Here is a 23373-nt window from a genome sequence, read left to right as displayed (position 1 = left end):
GTGCTCCAAGAGTTCATCTGTTCGCCGACGTGGCCGGCCCGGCTTCGTTCAACTTGCGGATCAGGCCGTATGCGAGGTGGAAGACGACTGCAAGCATCGGTGGCCACCACCAGCTCGATTCGGAGCCGGAGCCGGTGAAGACTTCGGACAGCAGGATCAAAAGTCCGATCGCGCCCCCACCGAGGGCGGGAACGGACAAGACTTCGCCTCCACGCGGAAAGGGAAGAGTCAGACCGATCATCATCAACGACGCGACCATGAACAGAAGGAGTATCGCCAACAGCTTGTAGAGGGCGAAGGGGCCGCTTCCCGAGGTATCACCGGTGTCGCCATCGAGGAACACCATCCTGTCGATAGTCTCGCTGAAGGCCGCTCCTATCGATCCGACGATCGGAGTGATCAACCAAACCACGATCGAGCACCCGAGCAGCGCACCCCCTTGGCCCAGAACCCGTCGGACCTTGTCCCGGCGTTCGCGTTCCTCTTGCGCGCGGAGTTCCGCCCGCTTCCGGACCTCGGCGGCTTGCCGTTGACGTTCCCTCTCTTCATCGGCGATGCGCTCGTCGACTGCTTGTTGCCGAGCGCGTACCACGACAGCGTCGAGAAGCATGCCAAGAGCGATGTCTTGCGCGTTGTTCGCCACGGCGTCTCCGTTCTGATCGGGCAGGGCACAGGGCGCGACGGCTCACTGTCGCATTTCGGTTCTCGGGTCGTCTGTACGTTGAATGGGGGACAGAACGGCCTCGATCGACCCAAAGGTGCATTACGAGGCCCCTCGTCCAACTACGCGGGCACTCGAATTGCGCAACCTGAAGTAACAGAAACACGCTTTCCATATAGCTGGCGAAGCCGAATTTTAGGCACTACATAAACGTGATTAACGTCACTCAGGATGCCTCCGCTGTTCGGGTTACATGCAGGTATACGCGCTCGAAGCCCAAGAGATTCAACCGAACACAGGACACAACCCCACGATCGTCTCGGACGATGGGTCTGGATTTCCCGGCTGATCTGCGACAAGACTTCAGTTCACACGTAACGCTCAGCTATTTCTCAGAGATAGTTCGGGTAACGCTCGCTCGAGTCCGGTTCCAACGCCGGGGCTGGACTCGTCGGGAAAGTTTTGTCTCGGGGAGGAGACACCACTTATGGGGAGGACTGCGGGATGACGACGGTCGATGATCGAGGGGTCGACCCGTTCGACGCTCCGCGGGGTGCACAGAACCGTGCCCCCGCGGACGCGTCGCCCGGCACCGGCGTCAACCGGTGGAGGTGGCAGGACGCCTACGTCAAGCGGCTCTACGTCACGGACGCGCTTGCCGTGGTGCTGTCCGTGTTGCTGGCGCAGTGGGTGCGGTTCGGATCCGAGGAACTCTTGCTGGCCGGGGAGGGCGCAGCACTCGAGTACTCGTTGACGTCCGTGACCATCATCGTCGCGTGGTTGGGCGCACTGAGCCTGTTCCGCACGCGGTCGCGTCGAGTGATCGGTGCCGGCTACGACGAGTATCAGCGAGTCATTTCGGCGACGCTCGCCATGTTCGGCACCATCGCCATCATCGCGCTCATCGCCAACCAGCAGATCGCGCGCGGCTTTCTTGCTATCGCGTTGCCGGTGGGTCTTGCCGGTTTGTTGCTGTCGCGGTGGTTGTGGCGGAAGGTGGTCGCGCGTAAGCGTGCTCGGGGTGAGTTCCAGACGTCGGTGCTGGTGGTCGGTGGTGCGCGGGCGGTGCGGCACATGGCGAGCACCTTCTCCCGGAAGGACGGAGAGGGTTACCGCGTGGTCGGTGTCTGTGTGCCCCGCTATTCGGGTGCGGCCGGGGATGTGATCGATGTCGACGGCCGGGAGATCACTATCTACGGTGACGAGCATTCAGTGGTCGAGGCGCTCAAGTTGTCGGGGGCGGACACGGTGGTGGTCACCGCCACCGAGACCCTGGGCAGCGATGGTCTGCACGATCTGGTCTGGCAGCTCGAGCCGCTCGACACCGACCTGGTCGTCGCCACCGGTGTGGTCGATGTCGCGGGTCCGCGGATCGAGATGCGCCCGGTGGCCGGTCTGCCGTTGATCCATGTGGAGAAGCCGAGCTATCACGGGGCGAAGCGGTCGGGGAAGCGGATCTTCGATCTGGTCTTCGCCGGCGCGGCGCTGGTGGCGTTGGCGCCGGTGTTCGCGGTGGTCGCGCTGTTGATCAAGCTCGAGGATCGGGGTCCGATCTTCTACAAGGCCGAGCGCATCGGTATCGATGGCACGCCGTTCGGGATGATCAAGTTCCGGTCGATGGTCACCAACGCCGACAAGATGGTCGACACCCTGTTGGCGCAGAACGAGGGTGCGGGTCCGTTGTTCAAGATGAAGGACGACCCCCGCGTCACCCGTATCGGCAAGATCATGCGCCGGTTCAGCATCGACGAACTCCCTCAGTTCCTCAACGTCATTCGCGGGGAGATGAGTGTGGTGGGTCCGCGTCCGCCGTTGCGGCGGGAGGTGGAGGCCTACGACGGTCGGGTCAAGCGTCGTCTGCTGGTGCGTCCGGGTGTGACCGGGCTCTGGCAGGTCAGTGGCCGGTCGGATCTGTCGTGGGACGAGTCGGTGCGCCTGGACCTGTCGTATGTGGAGAACTGGTCGATGGTCTCGGATGTGTTGATCATCGGTAAGACCGTCAAGGCAGTGCTCGCCAGCGACGGCGCCTACTGAGCAAGCGCGAAGAGAACGGCCTCGGAGTTCGACTCCGGGGCCGTTCTCGTATGGGACCGTCCGAACCGCCATGCGTCCACGCATATGCCGATACCGTGGGACGAAACAGTTCGGAGGTAGCCGCATGTGCACAGCCGCCAACTACACCGCCAAGGACCACTATTTCGGCCGGAATCTCGACCTCGAATACTCCTACCGGGAAGCGGTGACGGTCACGCCGCGGAACTTCCCGTTCGAGTTCCGTAAGGCACCGCCACTGAACACGCATCACGCCATGATCGGCATGGCGACGGTTGCCGAGGGTTATCCGCTCTACTACGACGCGACCAACGAGAAGGGCTTGAGCATGGCGGGGCTGAACTTCCCCGACAATGCCGACTACAAGCCCGTTTCGGAGGACGGGACGAATGTCGCGTCGTTCGAGTTCATCCCCTGGGTGCTCGGGCAGTTCGAGACCGTCGCGCAGGTGCGGGACGCGCTTGCGGACGTGCGCATCGTCGACATTGCGTTCAGTGAGGAGTTCCCGCCGTCTCCGCTGCACTGGATCATTTCCGACCGGGACGAGTCCATCACCGTCGAATCCGTCGCCGAGGGCTTGAAGGTCCACGACAACCCGATCCAGGTCCTCACGAACAATCCGACCTTCGACATCCAGTTGTTCAACATCAACAACTACATGAGTCTGTCGGTCGATCCACCCGAGCCGCGCTTCTCGAAGGAGATCCCCTTCGATACCTACAGTCGCGGCCTCGGTGCTGTGGGGTTGCCGGGAGACCTGTCGTCGATGTCGCGCTTCGTCAAGGCCGCCTTCACCAAGGTGAATTCGGTATCAGGCGACTCGGAGTCCGAGGCGATCAGCCAGTTCTTCCACATCCTCGGCTCCGTAGAGCAGCAGCGGGGATGTGTGCGGCTCGACGACAAGTACGAGATCACCATCTACTCGTCGTGCTGCAACACCCGCAGGGGCATCTACTACTACCGCACCTACGAGAACAGTCAGATCACCGGTGTGGACATGCACAAAGAGGACCTCGACGGGAGCGAACTGGCGTCGTATCCGCTGGTGAAGAGCCAGCAGGTCCTCATGCAGAACTGACCGCAGCTCGATCGGAACGGCCTCGGGGTTTCGACTCCGAGGCTGTTCTCGATCTCCGACACGCAACCGTGATTTGACTTTCCGCTGTGATGACCCGCACAGTATGTACGCACAGCGTTCACTACGTACGCAGTGCGTACAGAATCTCTCGTTCCCTTGGAAGGAACCTTCGGTGTCACGACGCTCATTCGAATTCGGCCGGATCCGCACGGCGGCAGTAGTGGTGTCGGGTGTTCTCGCGCTCGCACTCACGGGCTGCAGCTCCGGTGAATCTGCAGCTCAGGAGACACCCGCAGCCCAGGAAACGACGGCGTCGGATGGTTGGCCCACGGACTCCGCTCACCCGGCCTCCGAAGCTCCCGCCGAGGGCGAGATGCGCGTGACGCTGCTCGGCACGGGCAGCCCGGTGCCGAGCACCGAGCGCTACGGCATGTCCACGCTGGTCCAGGCCAACGGACTGAACCTCGTCTTCGATGCGGGACGCGGAGCCACAGTGCGCCTGACGCAGGCCGGCGTTCCGGTCGGTCAGGTCGACGCCGTCTTCCTCACCCACTTCCACTCCGACCACATCAACGGCCTGTCCGACCTCTGGATGAGCAGCTACGTCCCGGCGCTCGGTGGGCGCGAGGGTGCCTTCCAGCTCTACGGACCCGTCGGCGTCCGGAACATCGGCGACGGAATGCAGAGCACCTACCGCAACGACATCGACGTGCGCGTCGCGGACAAGGAAGTCGATCCCGCGACCACGCCGATCGAATCGCACGAGTTCGCGGAAGACGGCGTCGTCTTCGATCAGGACGGCGTCACCGTCACCATGTTCACCGTGGAGCACGATCCGGTCGGTGCCATCCAGCCGGCGGTCGGCTATCGCGTCGACTATGCGGGCAAGTCGGTGCTCATCAGCGGCGACACCGTGCCCACCGAGAACGTCCTGAAGTTCGGCGAAGGTGTCGACGTGCTGGTGCACGAGGTGGCCGACTTCGAGGATCCGTCTGCGCTGCCCAGCGTGTACGCGCACCATACGAACCCGCAGCAGGCAGGCGACATCTTCGAGCAGACCCAGCCGAAGATGGCCGTGTACAGCCACATCGTCAACGGCATCCCGGGCCGCGTCCCCGGGATCTCCGATGAGATGCTCGTCGAACGCACCCGGGAGAACTACGACGGCCCGCTGACCGTCGGCACCGACCTGATGACCTTCCTCATCACCGGCGACGAGGTGCGCGTCGACAGCTGATCGACAGCGCGGCCCGAACCCCGCCGGCACCGTCGGCGGGGTTTCGGCGTGGGGCATCCGGGGTCATCTGGTGGATGTACCGCGTTTCCGACGAGGAGGACCCGACATGGCGGCCAGCGTCTCCGATCGATTCGACATTGAGGCCACACCCGAGCAGGTGATGCGCGCCCTGAAGGATGTCGAGCGCATTCCCGAGTGGTCGTCGGCGCACAAGAGCGTCGAGGTGCTCACCCGGGACGATGACGGCCGGCCGCTCCGGATCCGCATGACCCTGTCGCTGCTCGGCTTCTCCGACACCCAGACCATCGAGCACGATTGGACCGAGCGGTCGACGTCGTGGACGCTCGTCGAGAGCGCGATGCAGCGCAGTCAGGACGGCGAATACGCGCTGGAGCAGATCGCGCGCGGCACCCGGGTGCACGTCACCATGTCGCTCGAACCGAAGGTTCCGGTTCCCGGCTTCGTGCTGAAGCGCGGGCAGAAGCACGCGGTCGAAGCGGTCCGGAAGGGGCTGACCGAGTTCGTCCTGTCCAATTACGCCTGACTCGCCGTCGGCAGTTCCAGAGTGAACCGGGCTCCACAACCCGGTCCGTCACTGTGCGCGTGGATGCGACCGTCGTGGGCTTCGACGAGTGCCCGCGCGATCGTCAGGCCGATGCCGCTGCCGCCGTGATTCCGGTCGCGGGCGGTGTCCGCGCGGTAGAACCGGTCGAAGAGGTGGTCGAGGTGATCGGGCGCGATGCCGGCGCCCGTGTCGGTCACGGTGATCTCCGTTCGGCCGCGGCCCAGGATGCGAGTGGCGACGGTGACGTTTCCTCCTACCGGTGTGTGCCGTAGGGCGTTGTCCAGCAGGTTCGCCAGTACCTGCCCGAGCCGGTCGGGATCGACCGTCACCGGCGCAGATTCGACGACCTCGGCCTGCAACGTCACGCCTTTGCCGTCGTACTGCTCGCGCACCGCGTCGACCGCCGTGGCGACGAGGGCGCCGGTGGTCGTGGGCACCCGATGGATGCGGGTGAGGTGCTCTTCCGCCCGGGAGACTGCGGTGATGTCCTGTGCCAGGCGGTTCAGCCGGTGGGTGGCGGCTCGCAGAATCTGCCGGGTGTCGTCGTCGAGAGTGCGGACGCCGTCCTCGAGTGCTTCCAGATAGGAGTCGAGTGTGGCGATGGGTGTGCGCATTTCGTGCCCGAGGTCGGCGAGCATTCTGCGCCTTGTGATTTCGGTGGCTTCGAGGCGTCGTGCCAGCTCGTTGAAACTGGTTGCCAGTTCGTCGAATTCGTGGCCGAGCTCGGGGCTGGGGACGCGGGTGTCGTAGCGACCTCCGGCGATCTGTGCGGTGGAGGTGGTCACCGTGTCGAGCGAACGCTGGATCCGTCGCGCGATGTACCAACTGACCGCCGAGGCCAACAGCACCGCGATCGCGACCGCCAGACCCCACGCGAGGACGATGGCCCAGGTGAAGGCTTCTTCGACGTGGGCGGCCTGGCTCGAATCGTGATCGATGCCCGCTTGTCCGAGATGGTCGTGGAAGATCCCGGGAGCGAGAGCGGACGCGACCAGCCATGCGCTGACGGCACATCCGACGACGACGGCGACGAGCGCGAGGAACAGGCGGGTGCCGAAACTCGTCGCGGTGGGGGAGCCGGACGTCATCGTCCTGTACCCATCCGGTAGCCGACGCCGCGGACGGTGCGCACGAAACGTCCCTGGTTCGCATCGTCGCCGAGTTTGCGGCGCAGATGGCCGATGTGCACGTCCACGAGGTGGTCGTCGCCGACCCAGTTCTGTCCCCACACGGCCGCGATGAGCTGCGCCCGGGTGAACACGACTCCTGGGTCCTGCGCCAGGGCAGCGAGGATGTCGAACTCGGTGCGGGTGAGCGCGACCGGTGTGCCGCGCACGGCGACCTCCCGTCCGTCGACATCGATGGACAGCTCCCCGAACGTCCGGGTCTGCCGACTCGCGGACGCTACGACCCGCGCGGTGGTCCGAGGACGACGCAGCATCGCTTGGATGCGGGCCATCAGTTCGCGCGGGCTGAACGGCTTCGTCAGGTAGTCGTCTGCCCCGACGGACAGACCGATCAGGGTGTCGACTTCCTCGGTGCGCGCGGTGAGCATCACGACGTACGCGTCGGAGAAGGTTCGCAGCTGCCGGCACACCTCGACACCGTCGAGTCCAGGTAGGCCGAGGTCGAGCACCAGGATGTCGGGGTCGACCTGCCGCGCGAGGGTCACGGCCTCGGATCCGTCGCCGGTGATCGTCACGTCGAAGCCGTCGCGTTCGAGATACGAACCCACGAGCTTCGCCAACGACTCCTCGTCCTCGACGACCATGGCTCGCATCCGGCCGGTCGAGCTCGGGGCGGGTGTGGATCCGCCGGATGGTCCCGTCGGGCGAACAGAGGAAGGCATGGGATCCATCATCGTCACCCGCCGTGGTGCTGACGATGTGCCCGCACTTCTTGAGCAAATCTTCATGAGATCTCCACCGGAACCCGGGAGCGCACACGCGAGGGTGGATGCCATGAACAAGAAGGCTCTGGCCGCCGGTGCGATCGCGCTGGCAGTGGCATTCACGACGTCTGCGTGCAGTGATTCCAGTGGCAACGAAGCAACCACGGCGACCGCCACTTCGGCTCCGACATCCGCCGAGGCGAACTCCGCGCGGTTCGACCAGGACGATGTGATGTTCTCGCGCATGATGATCCCGCACCATGCGCAGGCCATCGAGATGAGCGACATGCTGCTGGCAAAGGACGGCATCCCGGAGCCGGTGAGGGCGCTGGCCGAGCAGATCAAGGCAGAGCAACAACCCGAGATCGAGCAGTTCGAGGCGTGGCTCGACGAGTGGGGCATGCCGCCCATGCACAGGGAGGACACTCCCCGGATGGACAGACTCGACATGCCCGGCATGCCGCACATGGACGACATGCCGCACATGGACGGGATGATGAGCGAGCAGGACATGCAGGCACTGTCCGACGCGCAGGGTGTCGACGCGGCCCGCCTGTATCTGGAGCAGATGATCGTCCACCACGAGGGAGCGATCGAGATGGCGCAGGACGAGATCGAGGACGGGCAGTACCCCGATACCGTCGAGCTGGCCCGCACCATCGCCGACACCCAGCAGAAGGAAATCGACACGATGCGTCAGTTGTTGACCACTCTGTAGCCGATCCGCGTCGCGGGTTCGTCCCGCCGGCCGAGTCAGGAGCTGTCGATGTCCCAGCATGTGCACGAACACACTCACGAGCACGCCGGTCACGATCGTCACGCAGGGCACGGCGCGCACGGTGAGATGTTCCGGCGACGGTTCTGGGTCAGTTTGATCCTGTCGGTGCCGGTCGTGGTCTTCAGCCACATGGTCGCCGAGCTCTTCGGTTATCACCTCCCGGATGTTCCGGGCGTCGAGTGGATCCCACCCGTGCTGGGCACCGTCATCTTCTTCTATGGCGGCGTGCCGTTCCTGACCGGCGGCTGGGCCGAACTACGTTCCCGCCGACCGGGGATGATGCTGCTCATCGCCATGGCGATCACGGTGGCCTTCGTCGCGTCGTGGGCCACGACTCTCGAGGTCGGCGGTTTCGACCTGGACTTCTGGTGGGAACTGGCACTGCTGATCGTCATCATGCTGCTTGGTCACTGGCTCGAGATGCGAGCGCTGGGTTCGGCCTCCGGAGCACTCGAAGCACTGGCCGCGATGTTGCCCGACACCGCCGAGAAGGTCACCGACGACGGCGTGGTCGAGGTGCCGTTGCACGAAGTGACCCTCGACGACGTGGTGCTCGTGCGCGCGGGAGCACGCGTGCCCGCCGATGGCACGGTCATCAACGGCACTGCCGAAGTCGACGAGTCGATGGTCACCGGCGAGTCCAAGACCGTCACCCGCGATGTCGGCGACACGGTGGTCGCCGGCACGGTCGCCACCGACAGCGCGTTGCGGGTGCGGATCACGGCGGTGGGGGAGGACACCGCGTTGGCCGGCATCCAGCGCATGGTCGCCGACGCCCAGGCATCCTCGTCCCGCGCGCAGGCGTTGGCGGATCGCGCCGCGGCCTTCCTCTTCTATTTCGCCGCAATCACGGGTGCCCTCACCTTCCTGGTATGGACGTTGCTCGGCAATCTCGACGAAGCCGTGGTGCGCACCGTGACCGTCCTGGTCATCGCGTGCCCCCACGCGCTGGGTCTTGCGATTCCGCTGGTGATCGCGATCTCGACCGAGCGCGCGGCGCGGGCGGGTGTGCTCGTCAAGGATCGGCTGGCGCTCGAACGCATGCGCACCGTCGACGCGGTGCTGTTCGACAAGACCGGCACCCTCACGCAGGGCAAGCACGAGGTCACCGGTGTCGTCGCGACGGCGGGGACCGACGAGGAGCACCTGCTTGCCCTGGCAGCAGCGGTCGAAGCCGACAGTGAGCACCCGGTCGCGCGAGCGATCTTGGCGGCTGCCGATGCCCGCGTGCCGTCGGCAGAGCGGACGGCAGTGACGGACTTCCGCTCGTTGCCCGGCCGTGGCGTGCGTGGACTGGTCGACGGAGTGGAGGTGACGATCGGCGGACCGTCCATGCTGAGCTCCCTGCAACTGTCGGTGCCCGACGACGTCGCCGCTGTCACTGACGGATGGGTACGACGCGGCGCATCGGTGCTGCACGTCGCCTCCGACGGGCGGGTACTCGGGGCAGTGGCGCTCGAGGACACCGTGCGCGACGAATCCCGCCAGGCCGTCGACGCGCTGCATGCGCGTGGCGTGACGGTCGCGATGATCACCGGTGATGCCCAGCAGGTGGCCGATGCCGTGGCCGCCGATCTGGGCATCGACGAAGTGTTCGCCGAAGTGTTGCCGGAGAACAAGGACGCGAAGGTCGCCGAGCTGCAGAAGCGCGGGCACACCGTCGCGATGGTCGGTGACGGGGTCAACGACGCGCCTGCCCTCGCGCGGGCCGACGTAGGCATCGCGATCGGAGCGGGCACGGACGTCGCGATCGAGTCGGCCGGCGTCGTCCTTGCGGCGAACGATCCGCGGGCGGTGTTGTCGATCGTCGAGCTCTCGCACGCGAGCTATCGCAAGATGTGGCAGAACCTGCTCTGGGCAACCGGATACAACGTCGTCGCCGTTCCGCTGGCGGCCGGGGTGCTCGCTTTCGCCGGTGTCGCGATCTCCCCGGCCGTGGCTGCGGTGCTCATGTCGGCGTCGACGATCGTCGTGGCGCTCAACGCCCAGACGCTCCGGCGCCTCGATCTCGACCCCGAGCACGCTACTCACGGATAAGTTTCTCGATAACTTCCCTTTTGTTGTCGCGCGCACGCAACAGTTCTGTGAGACGATCTCAATCGCATAACGTATCGGGGCCGCTACGGAGGACGCGGCTTCGATATACGGGGTTGTCGACGTCCGAGTGCAGGGAGGTGCTCGAGCGTCGACGCGTCTCGGGGAGGAGACACACTGTGAGGGTTCTTCCGTCATGACCACAGTTCGTCACACGAACTACGATGCTGTGCAAAGTATTTCCGGTCTCGACAGCAGTGCCGGCGAGTCGGTCGTCGGTGGACCATCCAACAGGTGGAGCTGGCAGAAGTCCTACGTCAACACTCTGTTCCTGACCGATAGTGCGGTCGTCGTGCTGGCTATCGTGCTCGCGCACGTGACGCGGTTCGGGCAGGATTCGCTCGTCACCATGGACGGCGTCGGAACGCTGAGTTACACGCTCATCTCCATCGCGTTCGGCATCGCGTGGATCGCATTTCTTTCACTGTTCCGTACGCGGTCCAGACGAGTGATCGGCGCCGGCTTCGAGGAGTACCAGCGCGTCGTCTCTGCGACGCTCAATCTCTTCGGCCTCGTCGCCATCGTGGCGCTCATCTTCCGGATGGAGCTTGCCCGCGGCTATCTCGCCATCGCTCTGCCCGTCGGTCTGGCGGGTCTGCTGTTCTTCCGGTGGGTCTGGCGGAGGGCTGTCGCACGTCGGCGCCGGAAGGGCGAGTTCACGACGTCGGTGCTGGTGGTGGGCGGTGCTCGCGCAGTTCGTCACATGGCCAGCACGTTCCAGCGTCGCAGTGGTGAGGGTTATCGCGTGGTGGGCGTGTGCGTGCCGCGCTATTCCGGTGTGCCGGGCGAGAGCATCGATGTGGACGGTCGGCAGATCCCGATCCACGGCGACGAGAACACCGTCGTCGAAGCGTTGCGTGCCTCGGGGGCCGACACCGTCGCGGTGACCGCCACCGAGACCCTCGGCCACGAGGGCATCCGCGACCTGCTGTGGCAGCTCGAACCCGAGCGCGCCGATCTGGTGGTGGCGACCGGCGTCGTCGACGTCGCCGGCCCGCGCATCGAAATGCGCCCGGTTGCCGGCTTGCCGCTGATCCATGTGGAGAAGCCGAGCTATCACGGTGCGAAGCGCAGCGGGAAGCGTCTGTTCGACCTCGCGTTCTCGCTCACCGCGCTGCTGTGCCTGGCTCCGGTCTTCGCTGTCGTAGCGCTGCTCATCAAGCTCGAGGACGGCGGCCCGATCTTCTACAGGTCCGAGCGCATCGGACTCGACGGAACTCCGTTCGGAATGATCAAGTTCCGCTCGATGGTGCAGAACGCCGACAAGCTGGTCGACCAATTGCTCGATCAGAACGAGGGCGCAGGCCTGCTCTTCAAGATGAAGGAGGATCCGCGCGTCACCCGTGTGGGTCGGGTCCTGCGTCGGTTCAGCATCGACGAGCTGCCGCAGTTCATCAACGTCGTGCGCGGGGAGATGAGCGTGGTGGGTCCGCGCCCGCCGCTGCGTCGCGAGGTGGAGAGTTACGACGGTCGGGTCAAGCGTCGCCTGCTGGTGCGTCCGGGTGTCACGGGCCTGTGGCAGGTCAGTGGCCGGTCGGATCTGTCGTGGGACGAGTCGGTGCGTCTGGACCTGTCGTACGTGGAGAACTGGTCCATGGTCTCCGACGTGCTGATCATCATGAAGACCGTGAAGGCGGTCGCCGCCAGCGAAGGCGCGTACTGACCTTCGATCGAGCGATTCTCGCCCCAAGATCAACTTCACGGTAGTGTTTCAGGCTGTCGCCGTCCCCTGCACGGTGACGTCGAGCCCCGCCGGAAGGTTACTCGCATGCCCTTCCGGCGGGGTCTCTCTGTTCTTCGGCGCACTCTCTCCGAGTTCGGAAGCGTTCGAGGGCTCCTCATGGGGTGAATTTCGGGGTGAAGTCCGCGTGATGGCGTAACAATGGTGAGACTTGGACCGTTGTCCAGGTCGTGCATTGGATTCTCTGGGCTCTGCTCGGCTGGATCGTCGTCTCCGTTGCCGTCGCGATGATTCTCGGTCGAATCATCCGCACGCGTGACGAACGCGAATCCCCTGTCGAGCGCTGGTCGGCTCTCGACGTGGCTGCCCGTCCCGTCCTACGAGACGCGCAGTCGCCGGTCGAGGGGGAGCGCGCGTCACCGAAGGGGATTCGACGTCGGAGGCGTGGCACCAAGCGACGCAGATACACCTTCACGAAGCATGCGCGTCGCGTGGACAAGCCCTGATCGTTCTCGGTGAGCGCTCGTCGTGTCAACGGCAATCGAAGACTGACCCCCTAGCGGCAGATGAAATCTGACCCGTTGCGTATGGGGTCAGGAATCACCGGGTCCGCGATTCTCGGGGTCACTTGTGGTGTGGTCGCCGAAGAAGTCGCTGCGGGCATGTGCGAACAACTCGGGATAGTCCATCCCGTAGGTCTGCGCGGCGTGCCGCAGCGCTTCGATCGCCGACTCGAGCGGTATCGCCTCGGAATACATGCTCCGTGCGTACGCCTGCATCGCCTCGTACTGCTGAACGAGCTCCGCACTCGCAGGTAGCCCGGATACGAGGGTGAGCCGGATCCGCGGGTCGGTGTCGAGTCGGTTGCGGGCGTTGGTGCTGGCGATGAAGTCCGGGTGGGCGGGTTGTCCTGCATCCATGTCGGCGAGCCGTTGGCGGAACCACGGGGACCGTACGAGTCCGGCGCGTTCCCATGCTTGGTGCACGCACCAGCGGGCGAAGGCGCGTTGCCGGTCGGCGTCGAGTGCTTCGACGCGGTCAATGAGGTCGCGGTCCAGTCCGGCGACGTGCCGGGCGGCATAGATCGCCTCGAGAGCCGGCGTGAGCGGTTTTCCGCCGAAGGTGTGCAGGACGGAGCGCACGGCCAGCGCTTCGCGGCTGCGCGGGGGCACGGTGATCACCTTCCCGGATTCGTCCCGGACGTAGACATACTCCCGGGACGGTTCCGGGCGGTCGACCTGCGGCTGCGGTGACCACGCGGTGTCGGTCTTACGCAGTGTTCGTACCTGCGCATCCGTGGTGCGGGTGCTGGTGGGCCACAGGCAGATCAGATAATCCTCGACGATCTCGTCGACGTCGAGACCGAAATGAGCGTCGCGGCCACGAGCGTGTGCTCGCAGCTGATAGGTGCCCGCCGGTACCGGATCGATGGTGGTGCAGACGGTGCCGTCGAGAGCGGAGACGACCATCGCCTGTGTCGCCGAGAGGGTGGTTTCCTCGATGACCTCCCAGTCCTCCTGCGGAGGATCGGTCGGAGGTTGATCGAGTAGCTCGACACCGACGCGGACCGGGCCGTAGGCGATGCCGGTGTAGAACGAGACGGCCCCGTCACCGACATCGATCAAGGTGCCCTGCGCGATCGGATCGAGGGTGTCGACCGTGGGGTCGCCGAAGCTGAACTGGTGATGGTCGACCTGGACCACGCCGTTGGACTGCACCGGATGATCATCGCGTATCGGATCCTGCTGCGCCGGGTCTCATGCTTCGTCCGGCGTGGCGGTGGGGACGCGGCCGAGGTCGCGGTCCTTGAGCCGGTAGGAGTCGCCTTTGAGGGCGACGACCTCGGCGTGGTGGACGAGCCGGTCGATCATCGCGGCGGCGACGATGTCGTCACCGAAGACTTCACCCCACCGACCGAACGGCTTGTTGGAGGTGACTACCAGCGAGGCCCGCTCGTAGCGCGAGGACACGAGCTGGAAGAACAGATTCGCCGCCTCCGGCTCGAACGGGATGTAGCCGACCTCGTCGACGATCACCAGCGGATAGCGGCCCAGACGAACCAGTTCCTGCTGCAGCCGGTCCTGGTGGTGTGCTTCGGCCAACCGCGCGACCCATTCGGCGGCGGTGGCGAACAAGGTGCGGTAGCCGGCCTGGCACGCCCGAATCCCCAGCCCGATCGCCAGATGCGTCTTGCCGGTCCCCGGTGGCCCGAGGAAGACCACATTGTCCTTGGCCGCGACGAAATCCAAGGTGCCCAGATGCGCAAGCACCTCCCGGCGCAGACCACGGGCGTAGTCGAAGTCGAACTCCTCGAGGCTCTTGCGGGCCGGGAACCGGGCACTGCGAATACGTCCTTCCCCGCCGTGGGCTTCGCGGGCGGCGACCTCGCGTTGCAGGCACGCGACGAGAAACTCGACGTGACTCCACGATTCGGTACGGGCACGATCGGCGAGCCGATCAACCGAGTCCCGCAGCGTCGGCGCCTTCAACGCTCGGGTGAGATAGGCGATCTCGGCGGTCAGCTCCGCCGCCGTGCGATGGGTGCTCATCCCGATGCCTCGTCGTCGAGTCCGAACAGCGTGTCGTAGTCGCGGAGCCGGCGTTGCTCGACCTCCACCGAGGTCGGGTCCGGGACGATCGACAGTCGGCTGCGGCGCAGCGCCCGGGCGGCGTCCGCATGGTCGGGATCGGTGATCGACTGGTGGGTGGCCCAGCAGCGGGAATGGTCGGCCACGATCCGGCCGTCGCAGAATGCCTGCACCCGGTCGAGTCCGGCGACGAGCTCGATGCGTCGGCCGATCGCGGCCGGATGCACCGAATAGTCGTTGGCGTCGAGCCGGATGTAATGATCGCGTGGGAGCCGCAACGATCGGCGCCATCCGACCGTCGGGGCGATCGGCGGCAACGGCAGCATCGCCGCCCGATCGGCGGCGATCCGGTCGGCGGGAGCGCAGCCGAGCACCCGCATCCGCCTCCGATTCGCCGTCTCCAACCATCGCTGCAGTTGGGTGTTGAAGTCCTGCGGGCCGGTGAAGGTGCGGCCGGGCAGAAACGAGGTTTCGAGGTAGCCGTTGGCGCGTTCGACCAGCCCTTTGGTTTCGGGGTCGGCGGGTTTGCAGATCACCACCTGGGCGCCGAGGGTGCCGCGGAACGCCTGGCACTCACCGGTCAGCTCGGCGCCACCGCGCCGCCATCGCCCGATCGCGCCTTCCCCGTCCCACACCAGCGTCCGGGGCACTGCTCCGAGCCCACGGCATAACTGCCACCAGCCGGCGAACAGGTCCTCGGCGCGCCGGGACGGCAGCAGCCGGGCCGAGAGGGTACGGGAGTAGCCGGTGACCATCACCAACACCGGCAGCCGGGGAGCGGTGCGGTGCTGGCCGTAACCCACCGGCACGGTGATGTCGGGGAACCACAGATCACACTGCCCGATCTCGCCGGGCTGATAGGTGGTACGCGAGACCGGATCCGGCGGCAAATACGCCGGACGCAGTTCACGGACGCGATCGCGCAGGATGCGGATCGAATGCTGCCAGCCGAGGCGTTCGGCGATGACCGTGGCCGGCATCGTCGGCCACACCGTCAGCAGTTCCCGGATTCGGGGTTCGACCTCGTCGACGAGAGAGCCTTTCGGGGCCCGCCGATATCTCGGGGGTCCTGCCGATCGCAGAGCCTGCTTGACGGTGTTCTTCGAGCATCCCATCGTCCGGGCGATCGCTTTGATCGGCATTGCTTCGGCTCGGTGCAGTCGCCGGATCTCGGCCCAGTCCTCCACAGACAACACCCGCTTCCTCCTGACCTCGACTGAGGTCAGCATCTCCGAGGGGATCAGTTTTCGATTGCCGTCTGGGGGTCAGTCTTCACCCGCCGTCGACACGTCCGAGTCCCTGTCGTGGAAGAAGTCGTAGCGGGTGCCGGGGTTTGCGGGTCTATCGCCCCGGGAAGCCACTTGCAACAAGCTTTCGAGCACTTCGAACCACACCGATTCACAGGCGGTACTCATGGCTGAACAAGACGTGCACACCAATAAGACCGATCAACTGAAGTTCCAGGATCCGACTACTCGCTACCCGTCCATCTCACCGCCGAAGCAGGATCAGCCCGAGCCGGGACTCGACGCCGACATGGTGCCCAAGGCCGACATCGGCGAGTTCTCGTATCGAGGCACGGGCCGACTCGAAGGACGTAAGGCACTGATCACCGGTGGTGACTCGGGCATCGGTGCCGCCACTGCCATCGCCTTCGCACGGGAGGGCGCCGACGTCGCGATCTCGTACCTGCCGGACGAGGAACCTGACGCAAAGAACGTCGCTCGCATCATCAGCGAGAGCGGTCGTAAGGCGATCACGCTTCCCGGTGATCTGAAGGACGCCTCGTTCTGCTCCGACGTCGTCGACCAGGCGGTCGAGCAGCTCGGCGGACTGGACGTCCTGGTCAACAATGCCGGAAAGCAGATTGCGGTCGAAGGGCTGGACGACCTGCCCGACGATCAGCTCGAGCAGACCTTCCAGGTGAACATCCTCGCGATGTTCCGCACCACGCGTGCGGCGTTGAAGCATCTGCAGCCGGGTTCGACGATCATCAACACCACATCGATCGTGGCGTACCAGCCGTCGCCGGCGTTGATCGACTACTCGTCGACGAAGGCCGCCATCAACAACTTCACGAAGAACATGGCGACCCAGCTGGCGGAAAAGGGCATCCGTGTGAATGCGGTTGCGCCCGGACCGATCTGGACGCCCCTGCAGCCGTCGGACGGTCAGCCGAAGGAAGAGCTGCCCGAGTTCGGGCAGAACACCCCGCTCGGACGTGCGGGGCAGCCGACCGAACTGGCGCCGGCCTACGTGTTCCTGGCATCGCCCGAATCGAGCTACGTGGTGGGTGCGACGATCCACGTCAACGGCGGGATGCCGTCGCCGTAGAACGAGCCGTAATCAACGAGTCGTGCGCGCCAGTGAATCTCCACTAGCGCGCACGACTCGTTCTGGAGTTTCAGACTGCGCTGGATACAGCGTGCCGATAAGTGCTTCCCCGGGCTGCCGAGATCGGCACGACAGAAGCAACGTCGGCCGAGGTTTCCGCCAGCGCGGCGAGGATCTGCTCGGGGCCGGCGCATGTGCTTGCGCACGTGATCCCACGAGCACGGAGCTTCTGAAGAATGAGAGCTTCGGCGGCGGTGCAGTAGCCGTCGAGGATGTCCTCGGTGAGGATCGCGTAGTCCACCTCGCCTTCGAAAGCGGTGGTGGTCTCGATCCCCGCGAGGTCGAGGCGCTCCTGCAGTTCTGTCCACCTGTCGAGTGCGACGGTGCTGGAAGGGGTGCCGAGGAAAAGTACCCGTGCCGGTCGGTCCGAAAGCGATGATGTCGTCACAGGCTGCTCCAGGGTGCGAGTAGGTCAGGTGAAACCGAATTGCCACTCCCGGTAGGGAGTTACACCTTCACCTGCGAAATGTGGTGTTTCACACTGTGTACAGCACCCGTTCACGCGCCGCTACCCAGGCAACCATCAGGAAACCCGAATGTGACAGAAGTGGTTACGATTCCGCCCGGGCGCCTGGGACTTTCGTCCCGAAATTCTGCTCCAAGCACGCGAAAGCGACAATCGCCCTCGTTGAGTGTTCGGATCCTCTTGGGTCGGCTACGACCTACGGGAAGGCCCGATGACGACCGCGCCCGGACCGATCCCGAGCGGTAGCGCAGCAAGCACCTCGATCACCGACCAGGCAGTGATCGAAGACGTCCGTCCACTCGACGCCGGGTCGATCGCGTTCTCGAACGTCAACTCGTACCGGCCGAGCGGCGACTCCCACTCGACGACGTGGCGTGTGCTCGCAGCGGCGGGGTCGGCAATGACCACCACCTCGACCCGATCGAGCCCGAGCGTCGCAAGGGCGAGAGCCACCGACGAATTCGAGGTTCGCGGAAAGGCCAGCGCAGCCTCTCGGGCAGATCCTCGGAATACGGTACGTTCTGCGTCCAGATGTTCTTCGATGCCGAGTGCACTGGGTCGTTTGATCGTGGTGTGGGTCAGGCGTGCGCCGCCGGTTCCTGCTCGTGTCGCTGCGGCCAAAACATCGAAACCGCCGATCGCACCCGTCGGGAGCAGTACACGGCCTGGTCCGGAGCCGAACGATTCCACCTCGAAGCCGCGGTCGGCGAAGACTCCACACGAACAGACGATGACGTCCTTACCGCGTTTCACCACTTCGGCTAGCACTGTCCGGGCTGCATCGACCGTGGCAGCTTCGACCACGATGTCGGCAGCGTCGAACGCAGCAGCGGCTTCCTCAGGGCTGCTTCGTGAGTTCAACACGGCCGTGAGGCTTACTTCCGGCACTGAGCCGGCGTGCAGAGCGTCGATCAACGTCTGCCCGATCGCGCCAGTCCCAACCACGCACACTGCGATCGGACGATGTTCGATTTCCTCGGGTGCCAGTTGCCTCACATCCTCCGCGGCATGCCGCCGCTCGTTTCCACGAAATACGGGCTCATGGTACCGAGAGAAGGAATCGGCGATGTCTGATTCGCGACGTCGTCGTATCGCTCGCAGCACCAATCAAGGGATCGGAATGCGTTGCTATGAGGGCAACTACGGCGCCAGCGCACGGCCGACAGCGGCAGTGTGCTCATGCTGCCAAGAGCATCGTCTCCCGGGGTGAAGTGGCAATCCTGTGCGACGCCACTTGGCGGCATGGACACCGCACTGCACGTCCGAGTTCGTCGTCGGGCAACCAGCCGTACTCATCGCACCGACCGCATCGTGGCGGGAGTTTCGGACGGGGTGGTTGCAGCGACTGCCAGATCGGGATCCAGGCCGCTGCGGAGCGAGCTGGGTCCCACGGTCGATGACGTTCGAGCGCGGCACGGACGAGAGCATCTACGCCGTGAGTGTCAATCGATTGCTCGACGAGGGTGCACTTCGCCTGCGTCAGGGTGTCGAACCGGGCAGACAGGCCGGCCCGGCGGCACGCCGTGGCCAATCGGTCGATGGGAGATGGTTGCTGCGCGCGTGTTGCATCGCGGGTGTGATGTGTCGGGTGGGGGAGTGCAGCAGGTTCATCTGTTGGTTCAAGGACGGTTCGGGTGACCGGGGTGTCACCCCGCTCGGTCGTTCCTGTCACCCCGTAGCGCTTCGTCTTGTCACCTCGTTCAGAGCTGCGGGGTGACGACGTGTCACCTCGCTTCATCGAGAGGTTGTACAGGACGGGGCGGCGGTCTTCGCGAGGAATTGTCGCCGCGATCCGCTCCTGGTCGCCTGTGGAAATGAGGCCGAGAGCGGCGAGTGCCTTCAAACAACGCTGCACCTGGCGTTCGCTGATGCGGGCGTACCCGGCAAGCTTCCGCACGGACGGATACGCATCCGCGCCATGCCGGGACGCATGATTTGCCAGGCCGAGTAGCACCACTGTCAGCGCCGGCGCCGATGGCATGCCGGGAGGAGTTGGGGACGGAATGTCGGCGCGTTCGAGCGCCCAGGTGATGGCTTCGATGCTCACGATGTCACCTGCACGTGGGTATGCTGACGCATGTTCGACTCCTCCATAGTCGGACATCCGGCCCGTCGCGATGCCAGTCGCGGCGGGCCATCTGTTTTCAGTTTTTCGCACACGCATTCGAGTACGTAGTTGATCATCTTGGCACCCATGCGGAGGGGCGTCAACGCCTATAGGTATCCCCAAGCAGCGCGAGCCCCGCTGGCAGAGGGGAGGAGCCAGCGGGGCTCAGGTGCCGCCGATTCCCGGGGAGGGGAAGGGGCATGTTGCGGGGAGGCAACACACTTGAGGATTTAACCAGAACCGGGGTCATACGGCATATCGAGGAAGGGACCTAAGTCCCATCGATGTGATTCGACCGCATCCTGCTCAGTCGGCGTCCAAGTCCAGCCGCTGGTGGAGCCATTTACGGAGGCCGTCGCCGTATTCCTCGCTGTCGAGAGCGGTATCGATCGCTGCCCGGAGATATCCACCCGGGTTGCCCAAGTCGTGGCGAGTCCCGCGATGCACGACGACGTGGACCGGGTGACCTTCCTCGATCAGCAGTGCGATCGCGTCGGTGAGTTGAAGTTCCCCGCCTGCGCCCGGCTTGATCCGACGCAAGGCTTCGAAGATCTCACGATCCAGCAGATAGCGGCCGGCGGCGGCAAGTGTGGACGGAGCATCGGCAAGAGCCGGCTTCTCCACCATGCCGCGGACTCGTAAAACGTCCGGATTCGCGACGTTGGGAACTTCCTCGACCTCGAATACGCCGTATGAGCTCACCTGGCTCTTCGGAACGTCGATGGCGCACAGCACGCTTCCTCCGCGCTTGGCGCGGACACGAGCCATCGTTTCCAGGATGCCGCTCGGTTGCACGAGGTCGTCCGGCAGGAGAACAGCGATCGCGTCCTCGTCCGGTTCCAGAGCAGCTTCCGCGCAACCGACAGCATGACCCAGGCCGAGTGGCTTCTCCTGGACAACCGATTCCACCGTGAGCAGATTGGGCGCCCGTCGTACTTTCTTGAGCAGTTTGAGCTTGCCCTTCGCTTCGAGGTGCTTCTCAAGGTCGAAGTCGTCGACGAAATGCGCGACGACTCCGTCCTTTCCGGGAGCCGTCACGATGAGAAGTCGTTGAGCTCCCGACTGGGCGGCTTCCGTCGCGACGAGTTCGATGCCCGGTGTGTCCACCACCGGCAAGAGCTCCTTCGGCACAGTCTTTGTGGCCGGCAGGAACCTAGTCCCCATCCCTGCCGCCGGTACCACCGCCGTCCGGATCACATTGCACTCTCTAGCTGCGTCTTCCATAGTGGTGATGTCGCCTCCCCTCTAGAGCTGATGCGAGCTGAATCCTCATGCAAGTTCGGTACACGGTTGTTGAGCTTCAGCGAGCACTTCGATGAGGTGACCGCTCGAATGTGGCTGCAAAAGTCTGCTCGGGACTCTACCGGATGTGTGTAGTGTCGACCGACTGTGAGGCGCCGAAGGTTATCTAATTTGTGGCAGTTTAATTGGTGCACCATTAGTCAACAGGATAATCTGCCTAGATCTCGATGAGATGGTTCCGTCGAGCAACGGTTGATCAGCGCACGCAGGGAGGATCCTGATGGGAGAGGCAAGGTGCTAATGGATATGGAGGGCGCAAAAATGCATCTCGGTGAGCGACAGGTGTGCCTCGGCCTTCTGGCGATCATATGACGCTCCTTCAGCGGTTCTGGCCGGGACTTTGGCGAGATATCGTACTCAATCGATTCATAGCGTCGTCGCTGATTCCTAAACCATTTCGCGCCCATATTCTTCGTCTTTATGGGATGCGCATTGGTTCGGCGTCGATTTCTCCTCATGTATGGTTTGGGAGTAACAAGATCAGCATTGGAGACGGAACTTTTGTAAATTATGATTGCATGTTCAATACAAGTGCCCCAATCGAAATTGGAGACAATTGCGCTATCGGTATGCGCGTGACCTTCGTGACTAGTTCCCACGAGGTTGGTAGCGCCACCCGTAGGGCAGGTGATGCAGTGTCCCGCCCAATCGTAGTGAAGAACGGGGTGTGGATAGGAGCGTGCGCTGTTATTCTTCCCGGTGTAACGATCGGTGAAGGCGCAATTATTGCTGCAGGAGCGGTCGTTTCCAGCGATTGTAAGGCTAATACGGTCTATGGGGGTATACCCGCGAAAGCGATCAAAAATATTTGAATAAAAACGAAGTGCTAACGTTCGCGCATCAGCAATGTCATCCGAAGTATAATTATAAGAGTTGCGGGCGCCTAGGGTGAGTGGGTTGCAATCTAGCAGTGAATCTTGATGTGACTGGCGCGCAGTATGCAGTCTCGTGACCAGATTCCTAAGCGCGCTCGTCCACCTGTACGTCTTGCTCGACCCCCCCATGCGTTAGTTAGACAGGCACATAGACCCTAGAAACAACGGCCAGTGGCTAAGCTCAAAGGCAATCAAGTTGGTCTTCAAGATCGCATTCGTGGCTGCAGTACACAATGACGAGTCCCGGGTAACGGCGTCGAACGCCATTTCCCGGCTCGACGATTTTCCGGCATCTGTCGCAGGGCCACGGTTCATGCAGAGGTCGACGAGTCTGCGCAATGAGTTCTCGCCACATAGTAATTAAGCGAACAAGGGTCACGCCCTCACGTCGAGATTAGGTGACCAAGCGTTACGCTCGATCTCGGGTTTCATCTGTTCGGATGACATCGCCGGATGCGGTCGGGCGAGGCTGGCCGACTTGCTTCCGTGCTGTCCCAGGAATGTGGGGAGCCTGGAAGAGCCACTTGATTGGAGGGGTCCGGTACCACCGCGCCATTGCCCACCCGACAGTCAAAGAGATTAATATCCCGGAAATGGAAATTAGTTCGATATTGCCAACGCCTAGTTCTTTAAAAATGTAAAACATCCCTAGCATGAGGGGGAAGTGAGTAACATAGTAAACGATTGAACGCTCACCGATAAAAGAAATAGCACTGATCCGGTCACGTTTCTGAATTGACTTGACGGCCCAGATGATGAATACAACCCCGCCCATGCTGAAAATCGCGAGCTCAGCTCGGTAAGCAAGGGATTTGCCAAATATGGACGACGCTGCACCTATCGAGAGGGCCAATAGTCCCGCAATGGCTACCCACCTTTTGCTGGCAAGAATCCTCTCAAACCTTTCCGAATGCACACCTGCCCAATGTCCCGCGAAGAAAAATGTGCCAAAATACAGAAAGTGATTAATCAATCCTTCGGGTGCGACAAGTGATCCAAGTGCCATTGCAATTGCAACTAGGCCGGGATTTATTGAGCGAACAATAGGAGCAACGAAGTAGAAGCACGTGATGTAGAAGAGAAACCAAAGGTACCCAGTGGCAATCCAACTTCGTGGATTAAAGAGTGCTGTTTGATACTCGTACATGTTTAAATGTATCAACGCCCAGATCAAGTAGGGCCAGACAAGCATCTTTAACTTGCCAGTGTAGTAGGACTTAAGGGGCTTTTTGAGGGATTTTTGAAGCAGGAATCCCGACAAGAACATCAATGCGGGCATTCGGAACGGCAAGAAAAAATCGTTAATGGATCGTAGCCATACCGGCATATCGTATCCAAAGAGTGCTGGGATGGCTACGGAGTGCCAGACAATTACCAGAAGAATAGCGAGTCCTCGGACCGTATCCATCCATCTGAGCCGGGACTTAGAGTCCGTCATGCGCATCAATCCCCTGAAGTTCGAGTCTGTTCCAGCCTAATTTTTGTTCAACCCCTACGAGGAGCGGTGCCTCATTGCTCCGTTTTAGTCGCGAGGTTCGACTGTGTTCGTTTATGTGACAGCGAAGTTTCGAATCAGTCAGTTGTGCGACCAATTAAGTTTTACC

21 protein-coding genes are annotated in these 23373 nt (G+C 63.4%); 10 read left to right on the top strand and 11 right to left on the bottom strand.

The window, feature by feature from the left end:
* Positions 1 to 13: 13 nt before the first annotated feature.
* Positions 14 to 643, bottom strand: a complete 630-nt coding sequence (locus ACWPOC_RS09725) for a hypothetical protein (RefSeq protein WP_455408509.1) — start codon at positions 641 to 643, stop codon at positions 14 to 16.
* Positions 644 to 1165: 522 nt separating this feature from the next.
* On the opposite strand from ACWPOC_RS09725, the gene ACWPOC_RS09720 reads away from it, so the two are divergent.
* The 4 genes from ACWPOC_RS09720 (at position 1166) to ACWPOC_RS09705 (ending at position 5572) form a co-directional block, all read left to right on the top strand.
* Entirely contained in the window at positions 1166 to 2695 is a 1530-nt protein-coding gene (locus ACWPOC_RS09720; RefSeq protein WP_455408508.1) for a sugar transferase, read from the top strand.
* Between the two features lie 124 nt (positions 2696 to 2819).
* The gene (bsh, locus tag ACWPOC_RS09715) at positions 2820 to 3791 is read left to right on the top strand and encodes a choloylglycine hydrolase (protein WP_455408507.1); all 972 of its coding nucleotides are present in this window, start codon (positions 2820 to 2822) and stop codon (positions 3789 to 3791) included.
* A 172-nt stretch (positions 3792 to 3963) separates the two neighbouring features.
* Positions 3964 to 5028, top strand: coding sequence for an MBL fold metallo-hydrolase (locus ACWPOC_RS09710; protein ID WP_455408506.1), 1065 nt, complete (start codon positions 3964 to 3966; stop codon positions 5026 to 5028).
* Between the two features lie 106 nt (positions 5029 to 5134).
* Positions 5135 to 5572 carry an SRPBCC family protein gene (locus ACWPOC_RS09705; protein WP_120280290.1) on the top strand — a complete coding sequence of 146 codons (438 nt, stop codon included), beginning with the start codon at positions 5135 to 5137 and terminating at the stop codon, positions 5570 to 5572.
* Here the strand turns inward: ACWPOC_RS09705 and ACWPOC_RS09700 are convergent.
* The gene (locus tag ACWPOC_RS09700; protein WP_145692277.1) at positions 5563 to 6681 is read right to left on the bottom strand and encodes a sensor histidine kinase; all 1119 of its coding nucleotides are present in this window, start codon (positions 6679 to 6681) and stop codon (positions 5563 to 5565) included. The genes ACWPOC_RS09705 and ACWPOC_RS09700 overlap by 10 nt on opposite strands.
* Positions 6678 to 7364, bottom strand: coding sequence for a response regulator transcription factor (locus ACWPOC_RS09695; protein ID WP_016694859.1), 687 nt, complete (start codon positions 7362 to 7364; stop codon positions 6678 to 6680). Before ACWPOC_RS09695 ends, ACWPOC_RS09700 begins: the two co-directional genes overlap by 4 nt.
* On the opposite strand from ACWPOC_RS09695, the gene ACWPOC_RS09690 reads away from it, so the two are divergent.
* From ACWPOC_RS09690 to ACWPOC_RS09675, 4 genes are all read left to right on the top strand, one after another.
* Positions 7363 to 8202: a DUF305 domain-containing protein gene (locus ACWPOC_RS09690; protein WP_455408505.1), complete on the top strand. Its 840-nt coding sequence runs from the start codon at positions 7363 to 7365 to the stop codon at positions 8200 to 8202. The two genes, ACWPOC_RS09695 and ACWPOC_RS09690, sit on opposite strands and share 2 nt — an antisense overlap.
* A gap of 48 nt (positions 8203 to 8250) precedes the next feature.
* Positions 8251 to 10299, top strand: a complete 2049-nt coding sequence (locus tag ACWPOC_RS09685) for a heavy metal translocating P-type ATPase (RefSeq protein ID WP_455408504.1) — start codon at positions 8251 to 8253, stop codon at positions 10297 to 10299.
* Positions 10300 to 10492: 193 nt separating this feature from the next.
* Positions 10493 to 12019, top strand: coding sequence for a sugar transferase (locus ACWPOC_RS09680; RefSeq protein WP_455408503.1), 1527 nt, complete (start codon positions 10493 to 10495; stop codon positions 12017 to 12019).
* A 248-nt stretch (positions 12020 to 12267) separates the two neighbouring features.
* Positions 12268 to 12543: a hypothetical protein gene (locus tag ACWPOC_RS09675; protein ID WP_455408502.1), complete on the top strand. Its 276-nt coding sequence runs from the start codon at positions 12268 to 12270 to the stop codon at positions 12541 to 12543.
* An 87-nt stretch (positions 12544 to 12630) separates the two neighbouring features.
* On the opposite strand, the gene ACWPOC_RS09670 is transcribed toward ACWPOC_RS09675, so the two are convergent.
* Genes ACWPOC_RS09670 through istA form a run of 3 tightly spaced genes read right to left on the bottom strand, consistent with a single transcriptional unit; the run spans position 12631 to position 15821 of the window.
* On the bottom strand, positions 12631 to 13755 hold the full coding sequence (locus ACWPOC_RS09670; RefSeq protein ID WP_455408501.1) for a hypothetical protein: 1125 nt from the start codon (positions 13753 to 13755) through the stop codon (positions 12631 to 12633).
* A gap of 39 nt (positions 13756 to 13794) precedes the next feature.
* On the bottom strand, positions 13795 to 14586 hold the full coding sequence (gene istB / locus ACWPOC_RS09665) for an IS21-like element helper ATPase IstB (protein WP_169651804.1): 792 nt from the start codon (positions 14584 to 14586) through the stop codon (positions 13795 to 13797).
* Positions 14583 to 15821 (bottom strand): IS21 family transposase, encoded by a 1239-nt coding sequence (istA, locus tag ACWPOC_RS09660; protein ID WP_296549579.1) that lies wholly within the window; start codon positions 15819 to 15821, stop codon positions 14583 to 14585. Before istA ends, istB begins: the two co-directional genes overlap by 4 nt.
* Positions 15822 to 16038: 217 nt before the next feature.
* Here istA and ACWPOC_RS09655 point away from each other — a divergent pair, with 217 nt between their 5' ends.
* Positions 16039 to 16959, top strand: coding sequence for an SDR family oxidoreductase (locus ACWPOC_RS09655; protein WP_455408500.1), 921 nt, complete (start codon positions 16039 to 16041; stop codon positions 16957 to 16959).
* Positions 16960 to 17029: 70 nt separating this feature from the next.
* Here ACWPOC_RS09655 and ACWPOC_RS09650 read toward each other — a convergent pair whose 3' ends face one another.
* The 4 genes from ACWPOC_RS09650 to ACWPOC_RS09635 form a co-directional block, all read right to left on the bottom strand.
* Positions 17030 to 17260 (bottom strand): hypothetical protein, encoded by a 231-nt coding sequence (locus tag ACWPOC_RS09650; RefSeq protein ID WP_455408499.1) that lies wholly within the window; start codon positions 17258 to 17260, stop codon positions 17030 to 17032.
* A gap of 414 nt (positions 17261 to 17674) precedes the next feature.
* Positions 17675 to 18481 (bottom strand): aspartate dehydrogenase domain-containing protein, encoded by an 807-nt coding sequence (locus tag ACWPOC_RS09645; protein WP_455408498.1) that lies wholly within the window; start codon positions 18479 to 18481, stop codon positions 17675 to 17677.
* Between the two features lie 181 nt (positions 18482 to 18662).
* Positions 18663 to 19532 (bottom strand): helix-turn-helix domain-containing protein, encoded by an 870-nt coding sequence (locus ACWPOC_RS09640; RefSeq protein ID WP_455408497.1) that lies wholly within the window; start codon positions 19530 to 19532, stop codon positions 18663 to 18665.
* A 366-nt stretch (positions 19533 to 19898) separates the two neighbouring features.
* Positions 19899 to 20816 carry a UTP--glucose-1-phosphate uridylyltransferase gene (locus ACWPOC_RS09635; RefSeq protein WP_455408496.1) on the bottom strand — a complete coding sequence of 306 codons (918 nt, stop codon included), beginning with the start codon at positions 20814 to 20816 and terminating at the stop codon, positions 19899 to 19901.
* Positions 20817 to 21202: 386 nt separating this feature from the next.
* Between ACWPOC_RS09635 and ACWPOC_RS09630 the strand changes: the two genes are divergently transcribed.
* Positions 21203 to 21706, top strand: a complete 504-nt coding sequence (locus tag ACWPOC_RS09630; RefSeq protein WP_455408495.1) for a DapH/DapD/GlmU-related protein — start codon at positions 21203 to 21205, stop codon at positions 21704 to 21706.
* A 472-nt stretch (positions 21707 to 22178) separates the two neighbouring features.
* Here ACWPOC_RS09630 and ACWPOC_RS09625 read toward each other — a convergent pair whose 3' ends face one another.
* Positions 22179 to 23207 carry an acyltransferase family protein gene (locus ACWPOC_RS09625; protein ID WP_455408494.1) on the bottom strand — a complete coding sequence of 343 codons (1029 nt, stop codon included), beginning with the start codon at positions 23205 to 23207 and terminating at the stop codon, positions 22179 to 22181.
* Between the last annotated feature and the right edge of the window lie 166 nt (positions 23208 to 23373).

This window comes from Rhodococcus sp. 5G237 (assembly GCF_053764735.1).
The sequence above is the reverse complement of the archived record's forward strand: the minus strand, read 5'-3'. Positions and strand labels throughout refer to the sequence as shown.